General features: G+C 65.6%; 22 protein-coding genes. 15 read left to right on the forward strand and 7 right to left on the reverse strand.

All coding sequences use genetic code 11. The features are described 5' to 3' along the window. Window positions 1-118: 118 nt before the first annotated feature. From NCR39_RS02065 to NCR39_RS02090, 6 genes are all read left to right on the forward strand, one after another. The gene (locus tag NCR39_RS02065; protein ID WP_250451439.1) at window positions 119-775 is read left to right on the forward strand and encodes a DUF2889 domain-containing protein; all 657 of its coding nucleotides are present in this window, start codon (window positions 119-121) and stop codon (window positions 773-775) included. 117 nt (window positions 776-892) lie between these two features. Further along, a complete protein-coding gene (sucC, locus tag NCR39_RS02070; RefSeq protein ID WP_040051651.1) occupies window positions 893-2059 on the forward strand; it encodes an ADP-forming succinate--CoA ligase subunit beta in 1167 nt (388 codons plus the stop codon). A 98-nt stretch (window positions 2060-2157) separates the two neighbouring features. After that, window positions 2158-3039 (forward strand): succinate--CoA ligase subunit alpha, encoded by an 882-nt coding sequence (gene sucD, locus NCR39_RS02075; RefSeq protein ID WP_040051652.1) that lies wholly within the window; start codon window positions 2158-2160, stop codon window positions 3037-3039. A gap of 123 nt (window positions 3040-3162) precedes the next feature. Beyond that, a complete protein-coding gene (locus tag NCR39_RS02080) occupies window positions 3163-3879 on the forward strand; it encodes a TerC family protein (RefSeq protein WP_250450425.1) in 717 nt (238 codons plus the stop codon). A 134-nt stretch (window positions 3880-4013) separates the two neighbouring features. Then, a complete protein-coding gene (locus NCR39_RS02085; RefSeq protein WP_502800170.1) occupies window positions 4014-4583 on the forward strand; it encodes a pilin in 570 nt (189 codons plus the stop codon). A gap of 171 nt (window positions 4584-4754) precedes the next feature. Then, complete coding sequence (locus tag NCR39_RS02090) at window positions 4755-6593, forward strand: PglL family O-oligosaccharyltransferase (RefSeq protein ID WP_250450426.1); 1839 nt, start codon at window positions 4755-4757, stop codon at window positions 6591-6593. Between the two features lie 19 nt (window positions 6594-6612). Here the strand turns inward: NCR39_RS02090 and moaC are convergent, their stop codons facing one another. Then, a complete protein-coding gene (gene moaC / locus NCR39_RS02095) occupies window positions 6613-7092 on the reverse strand; it encodes a cyclic pyranopterin monophosphate synthase MoaC (protein ID WP_250450427.1) in 480 nt (159 codons plus the stop codon). A gap of 160 nt (window positions 7093-7252) precedes the next feature. Here moaC and NCR39_RS02100 point away from each other — a divergent pair, with 160 nt between their 5' ends. After that, window positions 7253-9454 (forward strand): M48 family metalloprotease, encoded by a 2202-nt coding sequence (locus tag NCR39_RS02100; RefSeq protein ID WP_250450428.1) that lies wholly within the window; start codon window positions 7253-7255, stop codon window positions 9452-9454. A gap of 4 nt (window positions 9455-9458) precedes the next feature. On the opposite strand, the gene NCR39_RS02105 is transcribed toward NCR39_RS02100, so the two are convergent. The 6 genes from NCR39_RS02105 to NCR39_RS02130 form a co-directional block, all read right to left on the reverse strand. Further along, window positions 9459-10040: a DUF2946 family protein gene (locus NCR39_RS02105; RefSeq protein ID WP_250450429.1), complete on the reverse strand. Its 582-nt coding sequence runs from the start codon at window positions 10038-10040 to the stop codon at window positions 9459-9461. Window positions 10041-10043: 3 nt separating this feature from the next. Then, a complete protein-coding gene (locus NCR39_RS02110) occupies window positions 10044-11117 on the reverse strand; it encodes a hydrolase (RefSeq protein WP_250450430.1) in 1074 nt (357 codons plus the stop codon). Window positions 11118-11156: 39 nt separating this feature from the next. Further along, window positions 11157-11600 carry a nuclear transport factor 2 family protein gene (locus NCR39_RS02115; protein ID WP_250450431.1) on the reverse strand — a complete coding sequence of 148 codons (444 nt, stop codon included), beginning with the start codon at window positions 11598-11600 and terminating at the stop codon, window positions 11157-11159. Between the two features lie 155 nt (window positions 11601-11755). Then, on the reverse strand, window positions 11756-12829 hold the full coding sequence (gene waaF, locus NCR39_RS02120) for a lipopolysaccharide heptosyltransferase II (RefSeq protein WP_250450432.1): 1074 nt from the start codon (window positions 12827-12829) through the stop codon (window positions 11756-11758). A 202-nt stretch (window positions 12830-13031) separates the two neighbouring features. Further along, the gene (locus NCR39_RS02125; RefSeq protein ID WP_035961321.1) at window positions 13032-13226 is read right to left on the reverse strand and encodes a zinc-finger domain-containing protein; all 195 of its coding nucleotides are present in this window, start codon (window positions 13224-13226) and stop codon (window positions 13032-13034) included. Window positions 13227-13289: 63 nt separating this feature from the next. Next, on the reverse strand, window positions 13290-14210 hold the full coding sequence (locus tag NCR39_RS02130) for a branched-chain amino acid transaminase (protein ID WP_250450433.1): 921 nt from the start codon (window positions 14208-14210) through the stop codon (window positions 13290-13292). 349 nt (window positions 14211-14559) lie between these two features. Between NCR39_RS02130 and NCR39_RS02135 the strand changes: the two genes are divergently transcribed. The 8 genes from NCR39_RS02135 (at window position 14560) to NCR39_RS02170 (ending at window position 23185) form a co-directional block, all read left to right on the forward strand. Next, window positions 14560-15354, forward strand: a complete 795-nt coding sequence (locus NCR39_RS02135; protein WP_250450435.1) for an AzlC family ABC transporter permease — start codon at window positions 14560-14562, stop codon at window positions 15352-15354. Further along, on the forward strand, window positions 15351-15674 hold the full coding sequence (locus NCR39_RS02140) for an AzlD domain-containing protein (RefSeq protein ID WP_250450437.1): 324 nt from the start codon (window positions 15351-15353) through the stop codon (window positions 15672-15674). The genes NCR39_RS02135 and NCR39_RS02140 overlap by 4 nt, the downstream gene beginning before the upstream one ends. Before the next feature lie 405 nt (window positions 15675-16079). Further along, window positions 16080-17276: a phosphoglycerate kinase gene (locus NCR39_RS02145; RefSeq protein WP_250450438.1), complete on the forward strand. Its 1197-nt coding sequence runs from the start codon at window positions 16080-16082 to the stop codon at window positions 17274-17276. 385 nt (window positions 17277-17661) lie between these two features. Next, a complete protein-coding gene (gene pyk, locus NCR39_RS02150; protein WP_250451441.1) occupies window positions 17662-19098 on the forward strand; it encodes a pyruvate kinase in 1437 nt (478 codons plus the stop codon). 176 nt (window positions 19099-19274) lie between these two features. Further along, entirely contained in the window at window positions 19275-20339 is a 1065-nt protein-coding gene (fba, locus tag NCR39_RS02155) for a class II fructose-bisphosphate aldolase (protein ID WP_250450439.1), read from the forward strand. A 134-nt stretch (window positions 20340-20473) separates the two neighbouring features. After that, entirely contained in the window at window positions 20474-21364 is an 891-nt protein-coding gene (locus NCR39_RS02160; RefSeq protein ID WP_250450440.1) for a phosphoribosylaminoimidazolesuccinocarboxamide synthase, read from the forward strand. Window positions 21365-21436: 72 nt separating this feature from the next. Beyond that, the gene (purE, locus tag NCR39_RS02165) at window positions 21437-21958 is read left to right on the forward strand and encodes a 5-(carboxyamino)imidazole ribonucleotide mutase (protein ID WP_250450441.1); all 522 of its coding nucleotides are present in this window, start codon (window positions 21437-21439) and stop codon (window positions 21956-21958) included. 30 nt (window positions 21959-21988) lie between these two features. Next, window positions 21989-23185, forward strand: a complete 1197-nt coding sequence (locus tag NCR39_RS02170) for a 5-(carboxyamino)imidazole ribonucleotide synthase (RefSeq protein ID WP_250450442.1) — start codon at window positions 21989-21991, stop codon at window positions 23183-23185. The last annotated feature ends 3 nt before the right edge of the window (window positions 23186-23188 follow it).

Genomic DNA, 23188 nt, shown 5'->3' on the forward strand with positions numbered 1-23188 from the left:
GCCCCGCGACGCGCGTGAACGCGTCAAATCGGCCAGCGGCGAATCCTCAGTCGCATGCGCGGCCCGAAATACCCGCTATGCTAAAATTCAACGGTTTTCCCGTTCCGGTTTCGCCTCCATGCCTCTTTCTCCGCCCGTTTCCCGACAGTTGCGCCATCGTCGCGCGATTCGCCTGGAAGCGTTCGAACGGGAAGACGGCCTGTGGGACATCGAAGCCTGTCTAACCGATGAGAAGCCCCGCGACCTTCCGCTCGCGGCGGGCGTCCGGCCGAAAGGCCTGCCGATCCATGAACTCTGGCTGCGCATCACCATCGACCGCAAGCTCAACATCGTCGAAGCCGAAGCTTCGTCGGACTGGGCGCCGTATGGCGGTCTCTGCGCCGAATCCAATTCAGCTTATCGCGCGCTCATCGGGCTCAATCTGTTGCGCAATTTCCGCCGCGAAGCCCGCGCCCGCTTGCGCGGCACGGCCGGCTGCACGCATCTCACCGAGTTGTGCGCCGTCTTGCCGACCGCGGCCATGCAGGCATTTTTCGGCGATGTCTGGTCCGACGACATGTCCGACCCCTTCGCACAGGAAAACGCCAATCCGGCCGCGCACCGGAACCAGCCGCCGTTCGAACTCGGCGGCTGTCACGCATTGCGTTTCGACGGCCCGGCCGTGCGCGAGTACTATCCGCGCTGGTTCGGCTACGAGCCGTCCCGCCGCGCCGACGTACACGAGAACGCACACGACAACGCACGCGCCGCGGAACGGGAAACCCCGGACACATAACACGCTCGTCACACCCGTGCGCGAGCGGCCGGCAATCAAACAAGAATCCAAGGCAATTGCGGTTCAGGCAATTCGAAATCGAAGTTCACTCCAACTCTCAGACTGAAGGAATCACGCATGAAGATTCACGAGTACCAGGGTAAGGAAATCCTGCGGAAGTTCGGCGTCGCGGTCCCGCGCGGCAAACCCGTGTTCTCGGTGGAAGATGCGGTCAAGGCCGCAGAAGAGCTGGGCGGCCCGGTTTGGGTCGTCAAGGCGCAGATCCACGCCGGCGGCCGCGGTAAGGGCGGCGGCGTGAAGGTCGCGAAGTCGATCGACCAGGTCCGCGAATACGCGAACCAGATCCTCGGCATGCAGCTCGTCACGCACCAGACCGGCCCGGAAGGCCAGAAGGTCAACCGCCTGCTGATCGAAGAAGGCGCGGACATCAAGAAGGAACTGTACGTCGGCCTCGTGCTGGATCGCGTTTCGCAGAAGATCGTCGTGATGGCGTCGAGCGAAGGCGGCATGGACATCGAAGAAGTCGCGGAAAAGACGCCGGAACTGCTGCACAAGTTCGCCGTCGAGCCGTCGACCGGCCTGCAAGACGCGGACGCCGATGACCTCGCACGCAAGATCGGCATTCCCGACGCATCGATCCCGCAGGCGCGCGCGATCCTTCAAGGCCTGTACAAGGCGTTCTTCGAAACCGACGCATCGCTCGCGGAAATCAACCCGCTGATCGTGACCGGCGACGGCAAGGTGATCGCGCTCGACGCCAAGTTCAACTTCGATTCGAACGCGCTCTTCCGTCATCCGGAAATCGTCGCGTATCGCGATCTGGACGAAGAAGATCCGGCTGAAGTCGAAGCGTCGAAGTTCGACCTCGCTTACATCTCGCTCGACGGCAACATCGGCTGTCTCGTGAACGGCGCAGGCCTCGCGATGGCGACGATGGACACCATCAAGCTGTTCGGCGGCGAGCCGGCCAACTTCCTGGACGTCGGCGGCGGCGCGACGACCGAGAAGGTCACCGAAGCGTTCAAGCTGATGCTGAAGAACCCGAACCTGAAGGCGATTCTCGTCAACATCTTCGGCGGCATCATGCGTTGCGACGTGATCGCGGAAGGCGTGATCGCGGCGTCGAAGGCCGTGGACCTGAAGGTGCCGCTCGTCGTGCGCATGAAGGGCACGAACGAAGACCTCGGCAAGAAGATGCTGGCTGACTCGGGCCTGCCGATCATCTCGGCGGACAGCATGGAAGAAGCCGCGCAGAAGGTCGTCGCGGCAGCCGAAGGCAAGTAAGCGCGTTCGCTTACCGAGCCTAAGAGAGCGTTCCACCAGATACGAATGGCGGCGCAAAGCATCTGCTTGAGCGACGCCAAACGAACAGAGGTCACTACATGTCGATTCTGATCAACAAAGACACGAAGGTCATCACGCAGGGCATCACCGGCAAGACCGGCCAGTTCCACACGCGCGCCTGCCGCGAATACGCGAACGGCCGCGAAGCGTACGTCGCGGGCGTGAACCCGAAGCGCGCCGGCGAAGACTTCGAAGGCATTCCCATCTACGCGTCCGTCAAGGAAGCGAAGGCTGAAACCGGCGCGACCGTTTCGGTGATCTACGTGCCGCCCGCGGGCGCTGCCGCCGCGATCTGGGAAGCCGTCGAAGCCGATCTCGATCTCGCGATCTGCATCACGGAAGGCATTCCGGTTCGCGACATGCTCGAGATCAAGGACCGCATGCGCCGCGAAAACCGCAAGACGCTGCTGCTCGGACCGAACTGCCCTGGCACGATCACGCCGGACGAGCTGAAGATCGGCATCATGCCGGGCCACATTCATCGCAAGGGCCGCATTGGCGTGGTGTCGCGTTCGGGCACGCTGACGTACGAAGCGGTCGGCCAACTGACGGCGCTGGGTCTCGGCCAGTCGTCGGCGGTGGGTATCGGCGGCGACCCGATCAACGGTCTCAAGCACATCGACGTGATGAAGATGTTCAACGACGATCCGGAAACGGACGCCGTCATCATGATCGGCGAGATCGGCGGTCCGGACGAAGCGAACGCCGCTTACTGGATCAAGGACAACATGAAGAAGCCGGTCGTCGGTTTCATCGCGGGCGTGACGGCGCCTCCGGGCAAGCGCATGGGCCACGCAGGCGCGCTGATTTCCGGCGGCGCGGACACGGCTGACGCGAAGCTCGAAATCATGGACGCGTGCGGCATCAAGGTCACGAAGAACCCGTCGGAAATGGGACGTCTTCTGAAGTCGGTGATCTAAGGGAAGTTCGGCAGAAGCCGTCAGGGTTTGGTACTCTTACTGGATCCTTTCGTCACAGCCGGAAAATGAAAGCGGGGGAGCGTCGGCTTCCCCGCTTTTTTTATTCCGGTCACGGTTTTTGCCATGCTCGAGTTCTTTTCCACGCTCCATTGGGGCGCCGTCGTCCAGATCATCGTCATCGACATCTTGCTCGGCGGCGATAACGCCGTCGTGATCGCGCTCGCGTGCCGCGATCTGCCGGTCACGCAAAGAAAGCGCGGCATCGTGCTCGGCACGCTCGGCGCGATCCTCTTGCGCGTCGCGCTGATCGCGTTCGCCGTCGTCCTGCTGGATGTACCGTTTTTGAAGTTCGTCGGCGGACTGCTGCTTTTGTGGATCGGCGTGAAGCTGATGCAGCCGGGCCACGACGCGCACAACATCAGTTCGTCCGACAAGCTGTGGGCGGCGGTGAAGACGATCATCGTCGCCGATGCGGTCATGAGTCTCGATAACGTCATCGCCATTGCGGGCGCGGCCGAGGCCGCCGATCCGCAGCATCGCCTGACGCTCGTGATCTTCGGGCTTGTGGTGAGCATTCCGCTCATCGTGTGGGGCAGCACGCTGGTGCTCAAGCTGCTGGACCGCTTTCCCGTCGTGGTGTTGCTGGGCGCGGGGCTGCTCGGATGGATCGCGGGCGGGCTCATCATCGACGATCCGTTCATCGACCGCTGGCCCGCGCTCAACACGGACGTTGCCGGCTATGCGGCGCGCGTCGGGGGCGCGCTGCTCGTGATCGCCGCCGGCATGTTGATGAAGCGCCACACGCTGTCTCATGGAAAGGGCGCCACGGCCGACACGTGACGCGCAGCGTTAGCCGAATGGCCGACTGCCGCCGCGCCCGCTCCCTGAATACGATCGAAGCGTCCGGTCTGCATACGCAGCCGGCGCTTTTTGTCTTTCTGGGAGCAGCAATGTCGAGCATGGTTACGAACTTCATGGTCCCGCGCGAACGGCGCGGGTGGCAAATGTGGATGAAGCGCGCGCACGCGGCGGCGCACGGCTTCACCCTGATCGAATTGATGATCGTGCTGGCGATCGTCGGCGTGGTCGCGGCGTACGCGATTCCCGCGTATCAGGACTATCTGGCGCGCAGCCGCGTGGGCGAAGGCATGTCGCTCGCGGCATCGGCGCGGCTCGCGGTAGCGGAGAACGCGGCGAGCGGCGGGGATCTGTCGAGCGGGTATGCATCGCCGCCGGGCACGCGCAACGTCGAGTCGATCCACGTCGACAGCGACACCGGCCAGATCACGATCGCCTATTCGACGCGCGTCGCGCCGGCGGGATCGAACACGCTCGTGCTCGTGCCTTCCGCGCCCGATAACGCCGATACGCCGACGGCGCGCATCGCGCTTGCGCGAGGCACGGTACAGGCGGGCACGATCACGTGGGAATGCTTCGCGGGCGGCAAGGCGGCGTCGTCGCTGCCGGCGCCGGGCGCGGGGCCGTCGCCTGTGGACGCGCCGACGCTATCGGCCAAGCTCGCGCCGCCCGAGTGCCGCGCCTGAGCATCGGTTCGCGCTGTCGAGGTGATGAGCGCGGCGGCGGATCATCACGCGCCGCCGCGCGTTGCATCGAAGGCGGAGAAACGGTTGAATTCGTGGCATTTCCGGCCGCGCGGCGCACAGGGGAGGCAAAGTTTTGTATAGTGCGCCGGTTAACGACGTTCCCAGCCCCTCATGCCTTCGCACACCACCCAGTACGCGCGCTATCTCTGTTTTGCCTTTCTGTGTGCCGCGTTGACGATTCCGTTCGGCGTCGTCAACCACACGTATCCGATACCGACCTTCTACGCCGAGTACACCGCGCTCGCGCTTTATCTGGCGCTCGGTGCGACCGTTGCGCTGCTCGTGCCCTTGTCCGAGCCGCGCGTTCCGTTCGCATCGCCGGTCGTCGCGTTGATGCCGCTGCTGTTCGGCCTCGTGCTCGTCGCGCAGACGGTGTTGCTGCCGGTCGCGCAGCCGTCGATGAACTGGCTCGGCGGCGCGTATCTGCTCGCGTCGTTCGTCGCGGTGCATACGGGCTTCGGACTCGCGCGGGCGGGGCTGTCGGAGAAGGCGCTGCGCATCGGCGCGGCGGCGCTGATCGCGGGCGGACTGTTCGCGGTGTTCTGCCAGACGGTGCAGATGTTCCATGCCGAAGTGAAGTTCGCGCCCTTCGTCGTGGCGTACAACGTCGCGACCGAGCGGCGGATGTTCGGCAACATGGCGCAGGCGAATCACCTCGCGACGGTCATCGCATTCGCGCTGGCGGGTGCGCTGTATCTGGTGCAAACGCGTCGCTTGCCGGTCGCCGTGTGGGTCGTGGTGTCGGCGGTGTTGTCGTTCGGGCTGGCGCTCACGGTATCGCGCGGTCCCTGGTTGCAGACGGCGGTGATCGTCGTCGCGGGATGGTGGATGGCGTTCGCGCAAGGACGCCCGAACGCCGCCGACGACCTCGACGCGCCCGCGCGCAACGGCCGGCGCGACATGCGCGCGTGGCTCATTCCTGTCGCGCTCGGCGTGCTGTTCGTCGCGGTGAACGCGGGCGTGCGCTGGGCCAACGTGCGCTTCCAGCTCGACCTGGCGCAATCGGCGGCGGAGCGCATGCAGGACGCCAACCAGATCGCGCCGCGTCTCGCGCTGTGGAAGTACGGCTGGACGATGTTCAAGACGCATCCGATTCTGGGCGTCGGCTGGGGCGAGTTTCCGCGCTATCAGTTCGATCTCGTGCGTGAACTGGGCGGCGTCGAGATTGCGAACAACGCGCACGATATCTTCATCGATCTGCTGGCGAAGACGGGGCTGCTGGGCATGGGCGTGCTGGTCGTGGGCATCGTGCTGTGGCTCATTCGCGTGCTGCGCGCGCCGCATACGCCCGCGCGCATTTTCGGGCTCTCGCTGTTGGGCGTGCTGGTGATGCACGCGCTCGTCGAGTATCCGCAGCAGTACATGTTCTTTCTGATGCCGGCGATGCTCGTCATCGGCCTGCTCGAAACGCGTCCGATGCGGCTCGTCGCGCGGCCGCTGTCGTATGGCGTGTATGTCGTGCTCGTCGCGGGCGGCCTGATCGCGCTCTATCCGACGATGCGCGACTACAACCGCGCCGAAGTGCTGTATTACGGTTCGCGGCCGGCGGAACAGTATCGCGACGATCCGTCGTTCCTGTTCGGCGCGTGGGGCGAATATGGCGCGGCCACGTTGCTGCCGATGAACGCGCAGAACCTCGAGGCGAAGCTGGCGGCGCATCGGCAGGCCATCGCGCTCTTGCCCGGCGAGACGGTGCTGCGGCGCTACGCGGTGCTGCAGGCGCTGGCGGGGCAGCGGAAAGAAGCGCTGGATACCATCGCGCGCCTCAAGATTTTCTCGACGCAGCTCAAGGACTGGCCGGCGCAACTGGAGTCGGTGTATCGCTCGATCGATGAAATCGGCGCGCCGCTGGCTTCGTTCAAGACGGAGTTGATGAAGCTGTATGGGGCGTCCGCTGGCGCGCAGCCGCAGTCCGGCGACGACGATAGCGACAGCGACGGCGACGAATGATGCGTGCGGGGGCGCTGCGTTAGGCGCTCGCCACCCAATCCCCCGACTTCCCGCCATGCTTTTCCATCACGCGCACGTTGGTGATGGTCATCCCGCGATCGACGGCCTTGCACATGTCGTAGATCGTCAGCAGCCCGACCTGCACGGCGGTCAGCGCTTCCATCTCCACGCCCGTGCGCCCGACCGTTTCCACGCGCACTTCGCAATGCACGCCGGGCAGGGTGTCGTCGATGGAAAAATCCACCGCCACGCGCGTCAGCGCAAGCGGATGGCACAGCGGAATGAGATCGGCGGTGCGCTTCGCACCCTGGATCGCGGCGATGCGCGCCACGCCGAGCACGTCGCCTTTCTTGGCGCGGCCTTCGCGGATCAGCGCGAGTGTGCCTTCGAGCATCGCGATCGAGCCGCGCGCCACCGCAATGCGCCGCGTCTCGCCCTTGTCGCCGACGTCGACCATGTGCGCCTCGCCGGCGGCATCGAAATGTGTGAGTCCGGACATCGCGTCCTCCTTTGAGCGGGCGCCTATCATACCAGCGTGATCCGGCGCGGTTTTCCACGAATCCGACGCGGCGCACCGCATCGCCGGGCACCGAACACTTGATACGATAAGCGCGTTTTCCTCACCGAGCCGGCGGGTCGCGTCCAGCCGGCTGTGCGACATGCATCTGAATCGTCCGAGCCGCGCGCTCGTCCTCGCGTTGTGTCTGAGTCAGGCCGTGCCGTCCGTCGCGCTCGCGCAGACGGGCGCGAGCGCTGCCGCGACGACGCCAGCCCCGACGCCGACGACGACACCGCAAGCCGACGCCAGCGCAGGCAGCGTCGCGGACGGCGTGTTCGGTGTCTATGGCGGCGCGGAAAGCCGCTTCGCCAATCGGCCGGGCGCGATGGCCAACCTGCGCGCGCCGCTTTCATCGGTGCAACTTCCGGACCTCGGCGACGGCTCCGGCGGCACGCTCTCGCCGCAGGCCGAGCGCAAGGTCGGCGCGCGAATGATGCGCGAAGTCCGCGCCGATCCCGACTATCTCGACGACTGGCTCATGCGCGACTACCTCGATTCCGTCGCGTCGAGATTGTCGGCCGCCGCCGCCACGCAATATCTCGGCGGCTATCGCCCGGACTTCGAGCTGTTCGCCGTCCGCGATCCGCAGATCAACGCGTTTTCGATGCCCGGCGGGTTCATCGGCGTGAACACGGGGCTGATTTCCGCGACGCAGACGGAGTCCGAATTGGCGTCGGTCGTCGGGCACGAGATGGGACACGTGTTGCAGCGGCACATCGCGCGGATGCTCGGCACGCAGGAAAAGAGCAGCTACGCGGCGCTCGCGGCGATGCTCGCCGGTCTGCTCGCCGGCGTGATGACGCGAAGCGGCGATCTCGGCATGGGCATCGCGATGGGCGGGCAGGCGTTCGCCGTCGACAATCAATTGCGCTTTTCGCGGGCGGCGGAACACGAGGCGGACCGCGTCGGCTTTCAGATGCTGGCCGCCGCCGGCTACGATCCGTACGCGATGACGGCGTTCTTTGCGCGGCTCGATCGCGCGTCGATGGCCGATAACGGCGTGCCGGCCTACGTGCGCACGCATCCGCTGACGACCGAGCGCATCGCCGACATGGAGGATCGCGCTCGGCGCGTGCCGTACCGGCAGCCGAGGCAGTCGGCGGAATATGCGTTCGTGCGCGCCCGCGCTCGCGTGCTGCAGGTGAATTACGCGAGCGATTATCGCGAAGTGGCGAGCCGCCTGAAATCCGAAATCGACGATCAGACGGCGGTCAATCCGGCGGCGAACTGGTATGGCATTGCGCTCGCGCGATCGCTGATGGGCGATTACGACGCCGCCAACGATGCGCTCGCGAAGGCGCGGCGGGTTTTCGAAGGCGAGCAGGCGAGCGAAGCCACGGCGGCGATGGAGGCGCGGCGGGAGGCGGAGGCGGGGGTGGCGGCGAAAAGCGCGGGCGCGAGTGCCGATGCGGGCGTCGGCGCGGACGTCGCGGGTTCGGGTCGGCCTGGCGCGAGAAGCGACGGCCTCGCGATACCGTCGTCGAACGGCGCGACGCTTTCCAGGAACACGACGCCAGCCGACGCTCAAAACGCCGATCGCTCCGACCGGCTACCCGGCGCGAAAAACGCCAGCCTCGCGATGTCATCGTCGAACGGCGATGGCCTGTATCGGCTGCCCGCCAAGAGCAACGCCGGTCTCGCGATGGCATCCGCCAACGCCGCACGATCCGCCGCAGACATCATCGAGCGCCCAGCGCTACCGACCAATTCCCTCTTCAGCAGCAGTGCCCACGACGCACTGAACGCGGCCAACGCCACGCCGACGCCCAGATCGGCAAGCACCGAAATCACCCTTCCGCCGATCCGCGTCAACGCTCGCCCGACGCAGCCCGCGCCGACAGCCGCCGCCCGCAGCACCCCGAGCCTCGACGTCCTCGCCGCCGACATTGCGCGCCGCGCGGGCCGCTACGACGACGCCATCCGCCTCGCCGACATCGCGCAAACGCGCTGGCCGGACTCGCACGCGGCCATCGACATGCATCTTCAGGCACTGATCGGCGCACATCGCTACGCCGACGCGCAGACGCTCGCGCGCCGCGAAACGCGCGCCGAGCCCGCGCGCCCCGACTGGTGGCTCTATCTCGCGCAGGCGAGCGCGGGTCTGAACGATCCGTTGCGTCAGCATCAGGCGATGGCCGAGAAATTCGCGCTCGACGGCGCGTGGCCGTCCGCGATCCGCCAGTTGAAGGAAGCGCGCGATGTGAAGAGCGCGAGCTTCTACGATCTATCGACCATTTCGGCGCGTCTGCGCGATTTCGAGACGCGCTACAAGGAAGAGCGCGATCAGGACCGGAAGGGCTGACGCATCAGCGCTTCGCCGCCGCCCGCGCGACCGGGCTCGCGACGAACCCGAAGCGTTGCTCGATGTCCGCGCGCGCGATTGGCTGCACCGGCAAATCGACGGCATCGCGCCAGTGAAAAACGCCGGCGTGCGCGGGAGGATCGAAGCTCGCGTGATCCGAGAATAAACCGATGTCGTGATCATGCAGCGCGGCGATGCGCGCAGGCGCTGCATCGTCGGAAAAGAGCAGGCCGCCTTCGTCGTCGAGCCACGCGTGCGCCGGCTCGAACGCCGCGCCGGTCTGGTCCGTCAGGCGCAGCGCGCCGTCCGCAAGCGAAAGCCGCACGATCCACGGCGTATAAGCCAGTTCCACATACACGCGCTGCGGCCCGTTCTGAAAGAACCACTGGCCGTCGGCGTCGCGCTCGTAATTGCGGTTGATGAAGCCGATCAGCGCGTCATGCCGGATCGCGTCGCCGAGCGCGCCGGCCGCTTGCGCCGCTTCGTCGCGCATGCGCCACTGGCCGCGCCGGTCGAGCAGCAGCCAGCCCGTGCAGTGCGGAACGTTGGGCCATTTGGCGAGCGCCTGCTTGACGATTTCATCCATGATTCATCCGCGAGGAAGGAAATGCTCCAGATAGCCGGCGACGCGCTGCGACAGCCAGTCGATGCGCCCCGGAAACGGCCCCGTCATGAAGCCGACGTGTCCGCCGTGGTTCGGCTGATCGAGCGTCACGCGCGCCGACACGTCCGCCTGCGACGGCAGCGCGGACTCGGGCAGGAACGGATCGTTGCGCGCGTTCAGGACGAGCGCCGGCACTTCGATGCGCGTGAGATGCGCGCGCGTCGTCGCAGCCGACCAGTAGTGGTTCGTATCGCGAAAACCGTGCAGCGGCGCGGTGACGACGTTGTCGAATTCGTACAGCGTGCGCGCGGCGAGCACGGCGTGGCGATCGTACAGGCCGGGATACTGGACGAGCTTCGCGAGCGCCTTCTTCTTCAGCGACTTGAGGAAGCTGCGCGTGTAGACCATGCCGAAGCCCTGCGAGATCGCGTGGCCGCCCGCGTGGACGTCGAGCGGCGCGGAGATCGCGGCGGCCGCGTGGATGATCGATGCATCCGTGCCGCGCTCGCACAGCCAGCGCAAGAGCACGTTGCCGCCGAGCGAGACGCCCGCCGCGACGATCGGTCCGGCGTGCTGCTCGCGCAGACGGCGCAGGATCCAGTCGACTTCCGCGCTGTCCGCGAGGTGATAGAAGCGCGGCAACAGATTCAGCGGCCCGCTGCAGCTTCGAAAGTGCGGCACGACGCCGTGCCAGCCGCGCGCTTCGGCGGCGGCCATCATCGCGCGGGCATAGTGCGAGTCGGAACTGCCTTCGAGGCCGTGAAAGAGAACGAGGAGCGGGGCGGTCGGGGCGACATCGGTTGATGCGTGCGCGAGCCAGTCGAGTTCGATGAAATCGCCGTCCGGCGTGTCCCATCGCTCGCGGCGATAGCGCACCGCAGGCTTGCGCCCGAAAAGCGCGGGAACGATGGTCTGCGCGTGAGCCGTCGGCAGCCAGCGCGGCGCGCTGTAGAGCCAGCGGGAAACCGAAGCGTCGAGCGCGTGTTCGAGCGCATGCGCCACGGCCGGCGTTTCATCCACGAACGACGAATCGTGTTGCAACAACGGATCGCGCTTCATGGTCCTCTCCCGCAAACGCCTTCCTCCATGCTTCTGCTTTCAGTGCAGCGGTCCCTGCCCGTGACGCAGCTTCGCCGCGAACTGGCCGGCGGCTTCCGCAGGCATTTCGCTCGCGTGAATATGCGCGATGCGCCATTCGCCGCGCTCGTGGACCATCACGTAAGTCGTGAAAATCATGCGCGGCGCGACCGTGCCCGCCGGCTGATGCGCTTCCGCGATGGCATACACCACGGTGCCGAGGCTGTCGTACACGCGGATATCGAGCGGCTCGATGGTGATCGCCTCCGCTTCGAACTGCCTGGCGAGTCCCGTGCGGATGTCCTCCAGTCCATGCAGATGCGTGCCGTTCGCGCAGATGCAGGTGGCGAATTCCTCGTCGATCCAAAGCGACATCACGGCATCGATGCTGTTGTCCGCGACGGCCTGATAGTAGGCGTTGAGCGTGTCGGCGGCGGCTTCGAATAGGCGGGCGAAACGTGGCATGGCGCGTGGGTCTCTGGCATTCGTTGCGGCACGCCGGGTGACGGTGACGTGCCGCATCGGTCATGGTTCAAGGCATGTCCCCGATCAGACACGATTCGGGAGACATTCGCGTGTCCGCGCCCGCAAGAAGACGGTCGTTCCAGCGGCGTGACGCTTCAACGATGCGCGAGCAGCATGCCGCGCAAATCGGCAAAGACCTGTTCGGCGGAAAGCTCGCGAAGGCAATTCAGATGGCCGAGCGGACACTCGCGGGCAAAGCACGGACTGCAATCAAGATGAAGCCATTGTACCTTTGCGAGGTCGGACAAGGGCGGCGTATGGCGCGGATCGGTCGAGCCGTAGACCGCGACGAGCGGGCGTTTCAGCGCCGCCGCGACGTGCATCAGCCCCGAGTCGTTGGTCACGACGGCGCTCGCCCGCGCGATCAGCGCGCACGCTTCCCCGAGCGATGTCTGCCCGCACAGATTGCGCACGTTCGGCGCGCGCTCCGCGATGGCTTGCGCGGCGGCCGAATCCTTGTTCGATCCGAGCGCGACGATGCGCGCATAAGGAAACGACTGCGCGACGAACTGCGCAAGCGACGCGAAGTGCTCCGGCGGCCAGCGCTTGGCGGGACCGTACTCCGCGCCGGGACAGAACACGACGAGCGGCGCGCGCGTATCGAGATTGAAGCGCGCCGAGACGCGCGCGGCTTCGTTCGGATCGGATTCGAGGCGCGGCACGGGCAGAAGCGGCGCGTCGGTTGTCTGGGCGTCGTGGGCTTGCGCGAATTTGTCGATGAACGGCAGCTTCGCGCCCGGCGCGTAGGCGAGGGCGGCGTAGTGCGCGGTCATCGGCGGACGCTCCGTCTTCGGCGGATTCGCATGGCGCACGTTCAAGAGACCGTAGCGGCTCTCGCCCTTGTAGCCGATGCGCAGCCGGATGCCCGCCATCCACGGCAGCAGCGCGGATTTCATCGAGTTCGGCAGCACGTAGGCGGCGTCGTAGCCGACATCGCGCAAGTCGCTCGCGAGCTGCCAGCGGCGCAGCAACTGCAGCTTGCCGTGGGCGAGGTCGGTGGCGTAGACGTCGTGGATTTCCGGCATGCGTTCGAGCACGGGCGCGACCCACGAGGGCGCGACGGCATCGATCGCGATGCGCGGATGCAGCTTCTTCAGAAGCGTAAAGAGCGGCTGCGCCATCAATGCGTCACCGATCCAGTTCGGTGCTATAACCAGCGCACGGCGCATCGTTCGTTATCCGATCTCAAAATAGTCGCGGCTCCCCGCAATCGAGCGGCGAGGCGCAGGTGTCTTGTTGGTATGTGGGGCGGCCGCATCTTCCGGCCGTGCCATGTCATGCCGATGCCATGCAGCCGAGCCGAACGAAAACCCGCGCGCTTCGGTCAGCGAAGACGCTCGGTCATTCGGTCCGGCTCGGGTCAACGGGCGTTCAATGGCCCTTGATGACTTCGCCGTCCTTCAGCTTGTAGCGCGTGCCGCAGTACGGGCAGCGCGCTTCGCCGTGCGACACGTCCAGAAACACGCGCGGATGCGTGCTCCAGCGTTGCATCTTCGGGTTCGGGCAGAACGCGGGGATGTCCTTTGCCGACAATTCAACCAGCGGCATTTCCTTCAGGTCGCTCATTGCACTCTCTTTTCAATGTCGTTCATTGCATGCGGCAAGCGGGCGGCGCGGGCCGCCGCGGCATCACACTTTCGCGAGCCAGCTCGCGTACTTCTCGTTCTTGCCGCCGACCACGTCGAAGAATGCGCTTTGCAGCTTCTCCGTGATGGGGCCGCGCTTGCCCGCGCCGATGGTGCGGTTGTCGAGTTCGCGGATGGGCGTCACTTCGGCGGCGGTGCCGGTGAAGAACGCTTCGTCGCAGGTATAGACCTCGTCGCGCGTGATGCGTTTCTCGATCACGGGGATGCCGAAGTCGCGCGCCAGCGTGAGCACCGTGTCGCGCGTGATGCCGTCGAGGCACGACGACAGGTCCGGCGTGTACAGCTTGCCGTTGTTCACGAGGAAGAAGTTCTCGCCGGAGCCTTCGGACACGTAGCCGTCGACGTCGAGCAGCAGGGCTTCGTCGTAGCCGTCGGTCACGGCTTCCTGATTCGCGAGGATGGAGTTCACGTACCAGCCCGACGCCTTCGCGCGGACCATCGACACGTTCACGTGATGGCGCGTGAACGACGACGTCTTCACGCGGATGCCCTTCGCGAGGCCGTCTTCGCCGAGATACGCGCCCCACGGCCACGCGGCGATGGCCACGTGGATGGTGTTGCCCTTCGCGGACACGCCGAGCTTTTCGGAGCCGACCCAGATGATCGGTCGGATGTAGCAGGATTCCAGCTTGTTCTCGCGCACGACTTCGAGTTGCGCGGCTTCGAGCGTGGCGTGGTCGAACGGAACGTCCATCTGGAAGATCTTGGCCGAGTTGAGCAGACGCTTGGTGTGCTCCTGCAGGCGGAAGATGGCCGTGCCGCTCGCGGTCTTGTATGCGCGCACGCCCTCGAATACGCCCATGCCGTAATGCAGCGTGTGCGTCAGGACGTGGATGTTGGCGTCTCGCCAGTCGATCAGCTTGCCATCCATCCAGATCTTGCCGTCGCGGTCGGCCATTGACATACGCTTCTCCTAGCTTTCTCGTTCAGTGATTTCGATGAATCCGTGCCCGCCGATAACGGAAAGCGCGGCAAAAGCGCAATCGCGGGGAAGGCGGTGAAAGACCGCCATTTTAGCTTCTTTTCACAATTGAACCGAGCTAAAAGCGCTTTTCGCGACGCTATAATTTGCCTTTCACCGCGATTCTGAATGACGCGTCCGGTTTCTCCGGTCCGCGCGCCATCCAGGCAGGACGGGCGGTGATCCGCCGTATTTCGCTTCATCACGCTTCTCTCGTGCTTTTGCTTCGGCCGCATCGGGCGGCTTCGCGCGAAGGCATCGGCATCGCATTACATTGGCCTCGCATCCGTCCATGCTCCACCGGCTGTCCGACACGAATCGCCGCGCATTTCTCGAAGGCGTCCGCACCTTCTCTCCCGCCATTCTCGCGACGTTCTCCTGGGGTCTCGTCACCGGCATCGCCATGAGCAAGTCCGTGCTCACCCTGCCGCAGGCGTTCGGCATGTCGTTCGCGGTCTACGCGGGGTCGTCGCAACTCGCGGTGCTGCCGCTTTTCGCCGCGAAACTGCCGCTCTGGACCGTGCTCCTGACGGCCGCGATGGTCAATCTGCGTTTCGTGGTGTTTAGCGCCGGACTCGCGCCGCATTTCGCCTATTTGCCGATGTGGCGGCGCATGCTCATTGGCTACTTCAACGGCGACATCATTTATCTGATGTTTTCGAGGCGGAATTTCGCGCCCGGCGAACGCGACGGCAAGGAAGCGTTCTTCTGGGGACTCGCGCTCGTTTGCTGGTTCTGGTGGCAGGTGTCGTCGGTGGCGGGGATTCTGCTCGCGAGCCTGATTCCGGCGAACTGGGGACTCGAACTCGCGGGCACGCTCGCGCTGATCCCGATCATCGTCTCGGCCATCGCGACGCGCTCGACGCTTGCCGCCGTCGCCGTCGCGAGCGTGGTGGCGCTGCTTACCTTCGATCTGCCGTATCGCCTCGGCCTGCCGCTCGCGGTGCTGGCGGCGCTGCTGGCCGGCACGCTGGCGGACGTGATCGCGGATCGCGCGCGGCCCGTGGCGTCGCCGTCGCCGTTGCCGTCGAAACCGGCATCGACGGACGCTGCCGCCGAATCCGACACCATCAAGCCCGCCCGATGACCACACTCCAGATCTGGCTCGCCATTCTCGGCATGGGCATCGTGACGGCGGTGACGCGCGCTTTCTTCCTGATCGGCGGCGAGCGCGCGGTGCTGCCGCCGCGCATCCAGCGCGTGCTGCGCTACGCGCCGGCGGCGGCGCTCGCGGCTGTGGTCGTGCCGGACGTGCTGGAAACGTCCGCGGGCTTTTCGGTCGCGCTGTCGAATCACGCGATGTGGGCGTCGCTCGCCGGGCTCGCGTATTTCCTGTGGCGGCGCGGCATGATGGGCACGATCGCCGTCGGCATGATCGCGTTCACGCTGCTCAGGCTCGTCGCGTGAGAAATCGGCGGATGCGCCAAATACGCATCATCAAGCATTCGACGCTAAAAGCGGGCGGGGCTATCGGTTAAAATGACGGTCTTTCCTGTCGCAGAGCGAGGTCGAAAGTGAGTCCGGCAGTCACCGCGCATCGGTTCCGCAGCTCGCCGCCTCCGGCAAGACCGCCGGTCCCGTGCGCTCATGCGATCCGCGCTCACGCGCCTTTTCGCCGCCTGCCATCCCGCTTCCCCCTCCAGCATGTCCGCCGTGCGCCCGTTCCTCGCGCGCGGCCTTCGCCCCCAGATTGATGCACGCGCGGGGCTCGGATTCAGATTCTGTCGTCCGGTCCCCGCCGACAATCCAACGAAGCAGCCGGCCATAGCCGCTTCTTCGCCCGAACCGCTTTTCTGACTAACGTTGACTCCCATGACGAAAGTACTGCGTTTCACCGATCTGATATCCGAAGGCAAAGTCTCTGGCAAGCGCGTGTTCATCCGCGCGGACCTCAACGTGCCGCAGGACGACGCCGGCAACATCACCGAAGACACGCGCGTGCGCGCCTCCGTCCCGGCGATCAAGGCCGCGCTCGACGCCGGCGCCGCCGTGATGGTCACGTCCCACCTGGGCCGCCCGACCGAAGGCCAGTTCAAGCCGGAAGACTCGCTCGCGCCCGTCGCGAAGCGCCTGTCGGAACTGCTGGGCCGCGACGTGCCGCTCGTCGCCGACTGGGTCGATGGCGTTCAGGTCCAGCCGGGCAACGTCGTGCTGCTGGAAAACTGCCGCTGCAACAAGGGCGAGAAGAAGAACGACGACGCGCTCGCGCAGAAAATGGCGAAGCTCTGCGACATCTACGTGAACGACGCGTTCGGCACCGCGCATCGCGCCGAAGCCACGACGCACGGCATCGCGAAGTACGCGCCCGTCGCGTGCGCGGGCCCGCTGCTCGCCGCCGAACTCGACGCGCTCGGCAAGGCGCTCGGCAACCCGAAGCGCCCGCTCGTGGCCATCGTCGCCGGATCGAAGGTGTCGACCAAGCTGACCATTCTGAAGTCGCTCGCGGAGAAGGTGGATCAGCTGATCGTCGGCGGCGGCATCGCGAACACGTTCATGCTCGCGTCCGGCTTGAAGATCGGCAAGTCGCTCGCGGAAGCGGATCTCGTCGGCGAGGCGAAGGAAATCATCGAGGCGGCGCGCGCACGCGGCGCATCGGTGCCGATTCCGAGCGATGTCGTGACCGCGAAGGAATTCGCCGCGACCGCGAAGGCGGAAACGAAGCCCGTCGCCGATGTCGCCGACGACGACATGATCCTCGACATCGGCCCGGACACCGCGAAGGCGCTCGCCGCGCAACTCGCGACGGCCGGCACCATCGTGTGGAACGGCCCGGTCGGCGTGTTCGAATTCGACCAGTTCGGCAACGGCACGAAGACGCTCGCGCAGGCCATCGCCAATTCGTCGGCGTTTTCGATCGCAGGCGGCGGCGACACGCTCGCGGCCATCGCGAAATACAACATCCACGACAAGGTCAGCTACATCTCGACCGGCGGCGGCGCGTTCCTCGAATTCCTGGAAGGCAAGACGCTGCCCGCGGTGGAAGTGCTCGAATCCCGCGCCGGGGCTTGAGGCGTTGGCCGCCCGAAACCAACCGGCGAAAGCAGGAAAGCAGGGCGCGCAAGCAGCCGGCGGCGCGCAAACCGATGTGAACGACGAACGCGGCGAACTCGACGCCGCCGCCGAAGCGGTCCTCGTGATCGCCGAGGCGGCGCGGCCGGACGAGCCGGCGCCGTCGGAAAAAGAAGCGAAAGCGGAAGAAGCGGAGGACGAAGCGGCGTTGCCGCCGACGCCTCCGGTCATCATCGGCGGCGTGGCCGCCCTTGCCACACAAGAAATCGATAAAGCGACGCCGGCACGAACCGGCGCGCGCGCGCAACCGGTCAGCAATACATCGCCGTTGGCGCAACGTGCTCGCAGCGCTGTTACGGGCGGTCCCACTGAGACGAGGAATTCCATGCATCGCGCCACCAAGATTGTCGCCACCATCGGCCCGGCTTCGAGCAATCCCGACATCCTGCTTCAAATGATGCAGGCCGGGCTCGACGTCGTTCGCTTCAACTTCTCGCACGGCACCGCCGACGACCATCGCCAGCGCGCCGAATGGGTGCGCGAGGCGGCGCGCCACGTGGGCCGCGAGGTCGCGATCATGGCGGACCTGCAAGGCCCGAAAATCCGCGTCGGCAAGTTCGAGAACAACAAGACGATGCTCGTCGCGGGCAACACGTTCGTCCTCGACGCGAATTGCGAACTCGGGAACAACGACCGCGTCGGCCTCGACTACAAGGATCTGCCGCGCGATCTGCGCGCAGGCGACACGCTGCTGCTGAACGACGGCCTGATCGTGCTCGACGTGACGCGCGTGATCGGCGAGGAAATTCACACGGTCGTGAAGGTCGGCGGCGAGCTGTCGAACAACAAGGGCATCAACCGGCAGGGCGGCGGGCTTACGGCTCCCGCGCTGACCGAGAAGGACATGGAGGACATCAAGACGGCGATGTCGCTCGGCGCGGACTTCGTCGCGGTGTCGTTCCCGAAGAACGCGACGGACATGGAAATGGCGCGCCAACTCGCGAACATCGCGGGCGCGCCGTACGGCATCAAGCCGAAGATGATCGCGAAGATCGAGCGCGCCGAAGCCATTCCCGCGCTGCAAGGCATTCTCGACGCGTCCGACGGCATCATGGTCGCGCGCGGCGATCTGGCGGTGGAAGTGGGCAACGCGGCGGTGCCGGCGCTGCAAAAGCGCATGATCCGCATGGCGCGCGAGTCGAACAAGCTCGTGATCACCGCCACGCAGATGATGGAATCGATGATCCACGCGCCCGTGCCGACGCGCGCGGAAGTGTCGGACGTGGCGAACGCCGTGCTCGACGGCACCGACGCCGTCATGCTCTCCGCCGAAACGGCCGCGGGCAAGTATCCGGTCACGACCATCGAGACGATGGCGGCTATATGCGTCGAAGCGGAGAAGTCCGAAGAGTCGCAACTGGACCGCGATTTCCTGGACCGCACGTTCACGCGCATCGACCAGTCCATCGCGATGGGCGCGCTCTTCACGGCGTTCCATCTCGGCGCGAAGGCCGTGGTCGCGTTGACGGAATCCGGCTCCACCGCGCTGTGGATGTCGCGCCACTGGTCGCACGTGCCGATCTTCGCGCTGACGCCGCGCGTCGGCAGCGAACGCACGATGTCGCTGTATCGCAACGTCACGCCGCTGCATCTCGACACCAACATGGACCGCGACACCGCGCTCAATCAGGCGCTCGAAGTGGTCGTCTCGAAAGGCTACGCGGCGCGCGGCGACATGGTCGTGCTCACCGTCGGCGAGCCGATGGGCCAGGCGGGCGGCACCAACACGCTGAAGATCGTGCGCGTCGGCGATCATTTCTAAGCGTTTTTGAGAACGCTGCGCGGTCAAACGCCGCGCGATTTGTCGCACGTCCGGAACGGGCGCGGTCCCAGCCGCCGCGCTCGCTCCATCAAGCGCGCAAGACGACGAAGCCGAAAACCGCCCGAGAGCGAGTTCGCGCGCTGAAGAATTCGTTTCACTTATGGAGTTTCACCACAATGCCTCTCGTATCAATGCGTCAATTGCTGGATCACGCAGCCGAACACGGCTACGGCCTCCCGGCATTCAACGTGAACAATCTCGAACAGGTGCAGGCGATCATGGCGGCGGCGCACGAAGTCAACGCGCCCGTCATCATGCAGGCGTCGGCGGGCGCGCGTAAGTACGCGGGCGAAGCGTTCCTGCGTCATCTGATCGAAGCGGCGGTCGAGTCGTATCCGCATATTCCGGTCGTGATGCATCAGGATCACGGCCAGTCGCCGGCCGTGTGCATGGCCGCGATCCGCTCGGGCTTCACCAGCGTGATGATGGACGGCTCGCTCGAAGCCGACGGCAAGACCGTCGCGTCGTACGAGTACAACGTCGCGGTGTCGAAGCAGGTCGTCGAGTTTTCGCATTCGATCGGCGTCACCGTCGAAGCGGAGCTGGGCGTGCTCGGCTCGCTGGAAACGATGAAGGGCGACAAGGAAGACGGCCACGGCGCCGATGGCACGATGACGCGCGAGCAATTGCTCACCGACGTCGAACAGGCCGCCGACTTCGTGAAGCAAACGCAGTGCGATGCGCTCGCGATCGCCATCGGCACGTCGCACGGTGCGTACAAGTTCTCGAAGAAGCCGACGGGCGATATCCTCGCGATCGATCGCATCAAGGAAATCCATCAGCGCATTCCGAACACGCACCTCGTGATGCACGGTTCGTCGTCGGTGCCGCAGGAGTTGCTCGCGGAAATCCGCGAATTCGGCGGCGACATGAAGGAAACCTACGGCGTGCCCGTCGAAGAGATTCAGGAAGGCATCAAGCACGGCGTGCGCAAGGTGAACATCGACACCGACTTGCGGCTCGCGATCACCGGCGCGATCCGCCGTTATATGTTCCAGAATCCGTCGAAATTCGATCCGCGCGATTACCTGAAGCCCGCGCGCGACGCCGCGAAGGAAATCTGCCGCCAGCGCTACATGCAGTTCGGCTGCGAGGGCATGGCCGGCAAGATCAAGCCGATTCCGCTCGACAAGATCGCCGAGAAATACAAGTCCGGTGAGCTTGCGCAGATCGTGAAATAACGCTGCCGCAAATCAAGCTCGATTTGTAAAGTAAAATCAACGGGTTCCGGGTTCGGAGCCCGTTCGCTTTTTCCCTCTCCGCGCTCGCAGGCCAGGCGCGGCGTTCACCATTTCAGCCCTTTCGGTACATGACGATGTCCACGCTCTACGAATCCACGATCAAATCGCTGCCGCTGCTGGGCCGTGGCAAGGTCCGCGACAACTACGCCGTCGGTCAGGACAAGCTCCTCATCGTGACCACCGACCGCCTTTCCGCATTCGATGTCGTCATGGGCGAGCCGATTCCGAACAAGGGCCGCGTGCTGAACCAGATGGCCGACTTCTGGTTCGACAAGCTCGGCCATATCGTGCCGAACCACAACACGGGCATCGATCCTTCGACCGTCGTCGCGCCGGACGAAATCGAGCAGGTGAAGGGCCGCGCGGTCGTCGTGAAGCGCCTGGAGCCGATTCTCGTCGAAGCCGTGGTGCGCGGTTATCTCGCGGGCAGCGGCTGGAAGGACTATCAGGCGACGGGCGCGGTCTGCGGCGTGGAACTGCCGCCGGGCCTGCAAAACGCGCAGAAGCTGCCCGAGCCGATCTTCACGCCGGCGGCGAAGGCCGAAATGGGCCATCACGACGAAAACATCACCTACGATGACATGGAGCGCCGCATCGGCACGGAGCTGTCGGCCACGATCCGCCGCATCTCCATCCAGTTGTACAAGGAAGCCGCCGAGTACGCGGCGACGCGCGGCATCATCATCGCGGATACGAAGTTCGAATTCGGCCTCGACAACAAGGGCGAGCTGTATTTGATGGACGAAGTGCTCACCGCCGATTCGTCGCGCTTTTGGCCCGCCGACGGCTATCAGGTCGGCACGAATCCGCCGTCGTTCGACAAGCAGTTCGTGCGCGACTGGCTCGAAACGCAGCCGTGGAAGAAGGAGCCGCCCGCGCCGAAGCTGCCGGACGACGTGATCGCGAAGACATCGGAAAAGTATCAGGAAGCGCTGCAACGCCTGACGGGGCAGACGCTCGCGTAAGTTGGCATCGCGCGTTTTCGTCCGTTGGGCGACACGCGCGCGTTCGATAGAAAGCACAAGGAAAGCAGCGAAATGAGCGAAGTACAGACCGGAGCGCACGCGCACGACGCGCCGCTCGTCGGCGTGCTGATGGGTTCCAGTTCCGACTGGGACGTGATGAAGAACGCGGTCGCGATCCTGCAGGAATTCGGCGTGCCGTACGAGGCGAAGGTCGTGTCCGCGCACCGCATGCCCGACGAGATGTTCGACTACGCCGAGCGCGCGCGCGAACGCGGCGTGCGGGCGATCATCGCGGGCGCGGGCGGCGCGGCGCATCTGCCGGGCATGCTGGCGGCCAAGACCACGGTGCCGGTGCTGGGCGTGCCGGTGGCGAGCAAGTATCTGAAGGGCGTCGATTCGCTGCATTCGATCGTGCAGATGCCGAAGGGCGTGCCCGTCGCGACATTCGCGATCGGCGAGGCGGGCGCGGCGAACGCGGCGCTGTTCGCGGTATCCATTTTGAGCGTCACCGATGCGCGTTTCGCCGACGCGCTCGCCGCCTTCCGCGTGAAGCAGAACCAGGCGGCGCGCGACATGGCGCTGCCGCCGCTTTGATCCGGCTTTCTCCGACACACGCACGCATCGATGAATCCACAATCTTCCCCAATCTCTCCCATCCTGCCGGGCGCGTGGCTCGGCATGGTCGGCGGCGGCCAGCTCGGCCGCATGTTCTGCTTCGCCGCGCAGTCGATGGGCTATCGCGTCGCCGTCCTCGATCCCGATGACACGAGCCCGGCGGGCGCCGTCGCGGATCGCCATATCCGCGCCGCCTACGACGACAAAGCCGCGCTCACCGAACTCGGCCGGCTGTGCGCGGCGGTATCGACGGAATTCGAGAACGTGCCCGCCGCGAGCCTCGAATTGCTCGCCGGCTGCACGTTCGTCAGCCCCGCCGCGAGTTGCGTGGCGATTGCGCAGGATCGCGTCGCGGAGAAGCGCTTCATCGCGCAGGCGGGCGTGCCGGTCGCGCCGCACGTGGTGATCGAATCGCCCGAGGCGCTCGCCGCGCTTCCCGACGACGAAATCGCCGCCGTGCTGCCTGGCATTCTCAAGACCGCGCGCCTCGGCTACGACGGCAAGGGGCAGTTGAGCGTGCGCAACGTGCAGGAAGTGCGGACCGCGTATGCGTCGCTGTCGGGCGTGCCGTGCGTGCTGGAAAAGCGCATGCCGCTGAAGTACGAAGTGTCGGTGCTGATCGCGCGCGGCGGCGACGGCAAGTCGGCCGTGTTCCCGCTCGCGCAGAACACGCACGTCAACGGCATTCTCGCGAAGACCATCGTGCCCGCGCCGGATGCGTCCGCTGCGCTCGTCGCGCAGGCGCAGGACGCGGCGCTGACCATCGCGGCGAAGCTGGGCTACGTGGGCGTGCTGTGCGTCGAATTTTTCGTGCTGGAAGACGGCTCGCTCATCGCGAACGAAATGGCGCCGCGCCCGCACAATTCCGGCCACTATACGGTCGATGCCTGCGCCACCAGCCAGTTCGAGCAGCAAGTCCGCACGATGACCGGCATGCCGCTCGGCGACACGCGCCAGCATTCGCCGGCCGCGATGCTGAATCTGCTCGGCGATATCTGGTTCGACGGCCCGCAAAAGGACAAGGCGCGCGCGCCCGCTTGGATCGAGGTCGCGGCGATGCCGTCGGCGCGGCTGCATCTGTATGGCAAGGAAGAAGCGCGTCCGGGCCGCAAGATGGGCCACATCAATTTCACGGCGGCGACGCTCGAGGAAGCGCGCACGGCGGCGCGCGACTGTGCGCGCATGCTGCACATTCCGCTGGATTGAGTT

Source organism: Caballeronia sp. ATUFL_M2_KS44 (genome assembly GCF_023630965.1).
Lineage (GTDB): Bacteria > Pseudomonadota > Gammaproteobacteria > Burkholderiales > Burkholderiaceae > Caballeronia > Caballeronia concitans.

Bases quoted from the DNA above. Each gene is read 5' to 3' on its own strand.
- NCR39_RS02090 (WP_250450426.1), top strand. From the start codon at position 4,755: ATGCCTTCGCACACCACCCAGTACGCGCGCTATCTCTGTTTTGCCTTT.
- NCR39_RS02110 (WP_250450430.1), bottom strand. From the start codon at position 11,117: ATGAAGCGCGATCCGTTGTTGCAACACGATTCGTCGTTCGTGGATGAA.
- pyk (WP_250451441.1), top strand. From the start codon at position 17,662: ATGCATCGCGCCACCAAGATTGTCGCCACCATCGGCCCGGCTTCGAGC.
- fba (WP_250450439.1), top strand. From the start codon at position 19,275: ATGCCTCTCGTATCAATGCGTCAATTGCTGGATCACGCAGCCGAACAC.
- NCR39_RS02125 (WP_035961321.1), bottom strand. From the start codon at position 13,226: ATGAGCGACCTGAAGGAAATGCCGCTGGTTGAATTGTCGGCAAAGGAC.
- NCR39_RS02135 (WP_250450435.1), top strand. From the start codon at position 14,560: ATGCTCCACCGGCTGTCCGACACGAATCGCCGCGCATTTCTCGAAGGC.
- waaF (WP_250450432.1), bottom strand. From the start codon at position 12,829: ATGCGCCGTGCGCTGGTTATAGCACCGAACTGGATCGGTGACGCATTG.
- NCR39_RS02160 (WP_250450440.1), top strand. From the start codon at position 20,474: ATGTCCACGCTCTACGAATCCACGATCAAATCGCTGCCGCTGCTGGGC.
- NCR39_RS02130 (WP_250450433.1), bottom strand. From the start codon at position 14,210: ATGTCAATGGCCGACCGCGACGGCAAGATCTGGATGGATGGCAAGCTG.
- NCR39_RS02065 (WP_250451439.1), top strand. From the start codon at position 119: ATGCCTCTTTCTCCGCCCGTTTCCCGACAGTTGCGCCATCGTCGCGCG.
- sucD (WP_040051652.1), top strand. From the start codon at position 2,158: ATGTCGATTCTGATCAACAAAGACACGAAGGTCATCACGCAGGGCATC.
- NCR39_RS02115 (WP_250450431.1), bottom strand. From the start codon at position 11,600: ATGCCACGTTTCGCCCGCCTATTCGAAGCCGCCGCCGACACGCTCAAC.
- NCR39_RS02100 (WP_250450428.1), top strand. From the start codon at position 7,253: ATGCATCTGAATCGTCCGAGCCGCGCGCTCGTCCTCGCGTTGTGTCTG.
- NCR39_RS02085 (WP_502800170.1), top strand. From the start codon at position 4,014: ATGGTCCCGCGCGAACGGCGCGGGTGGCAAATGTGGATGAAGCGCGCG.
- NCR39_RS02140 (WP_250450437.1), top strand. From the start codon at position 15,351: ATGACCACACTCCAGATCTGGCTCGCCATTCTCGGCATGGGCATCGTG.
- purE (WP_250450441.1), top strand. From the start codon at position 21,437: ATGAGCGAAGTACAGACCGGAGCGCACGCGCACGACGCGCCGCTCGTC.
- moaC (WP_250450427.1), bottom strand. From the start codon at position 7,092: ATGTCCGGACTCACACATTTCGATGCCGCCGGCGAGGCGCACATGGTC.
- sucC (WP_040051651.1), top strand. From the start codon at position 893: ATGAAGATTCACGAGTACCAGGGTAAGGAAATCCTGCGGAAGTTCGGC.
- NCR39_RS02170 (WP_250450442.1), top strand. From the start codon at position 21,989: ATGAATCCACAATCTTCCCCAATCTCTCCCATCCTGCCGGGCGCGTGG.
- NCR39_RS02145 (WP_250450438.1), top strand. From the start codon at position 16,080: ATGACGAAAGTACTGCGTTTCACCGATCTGATATCCGAAGGCAAAGTC.
- NCR39_RS02105 (WP_250450429.1), bottom strand. From the start codon at position 10,040: ATGGATGAAATCGTCAAGCAGGCGCTCGCCAAATGGCCCAACGTTCCG.
- NCR39_RS02080 (WP_250450425.1), top strand. From the start codon at position 3,163: ATGCTCGAGTTCTTTTCCACGCTCCATTGGGGCGCCGTCGTCCAGATC.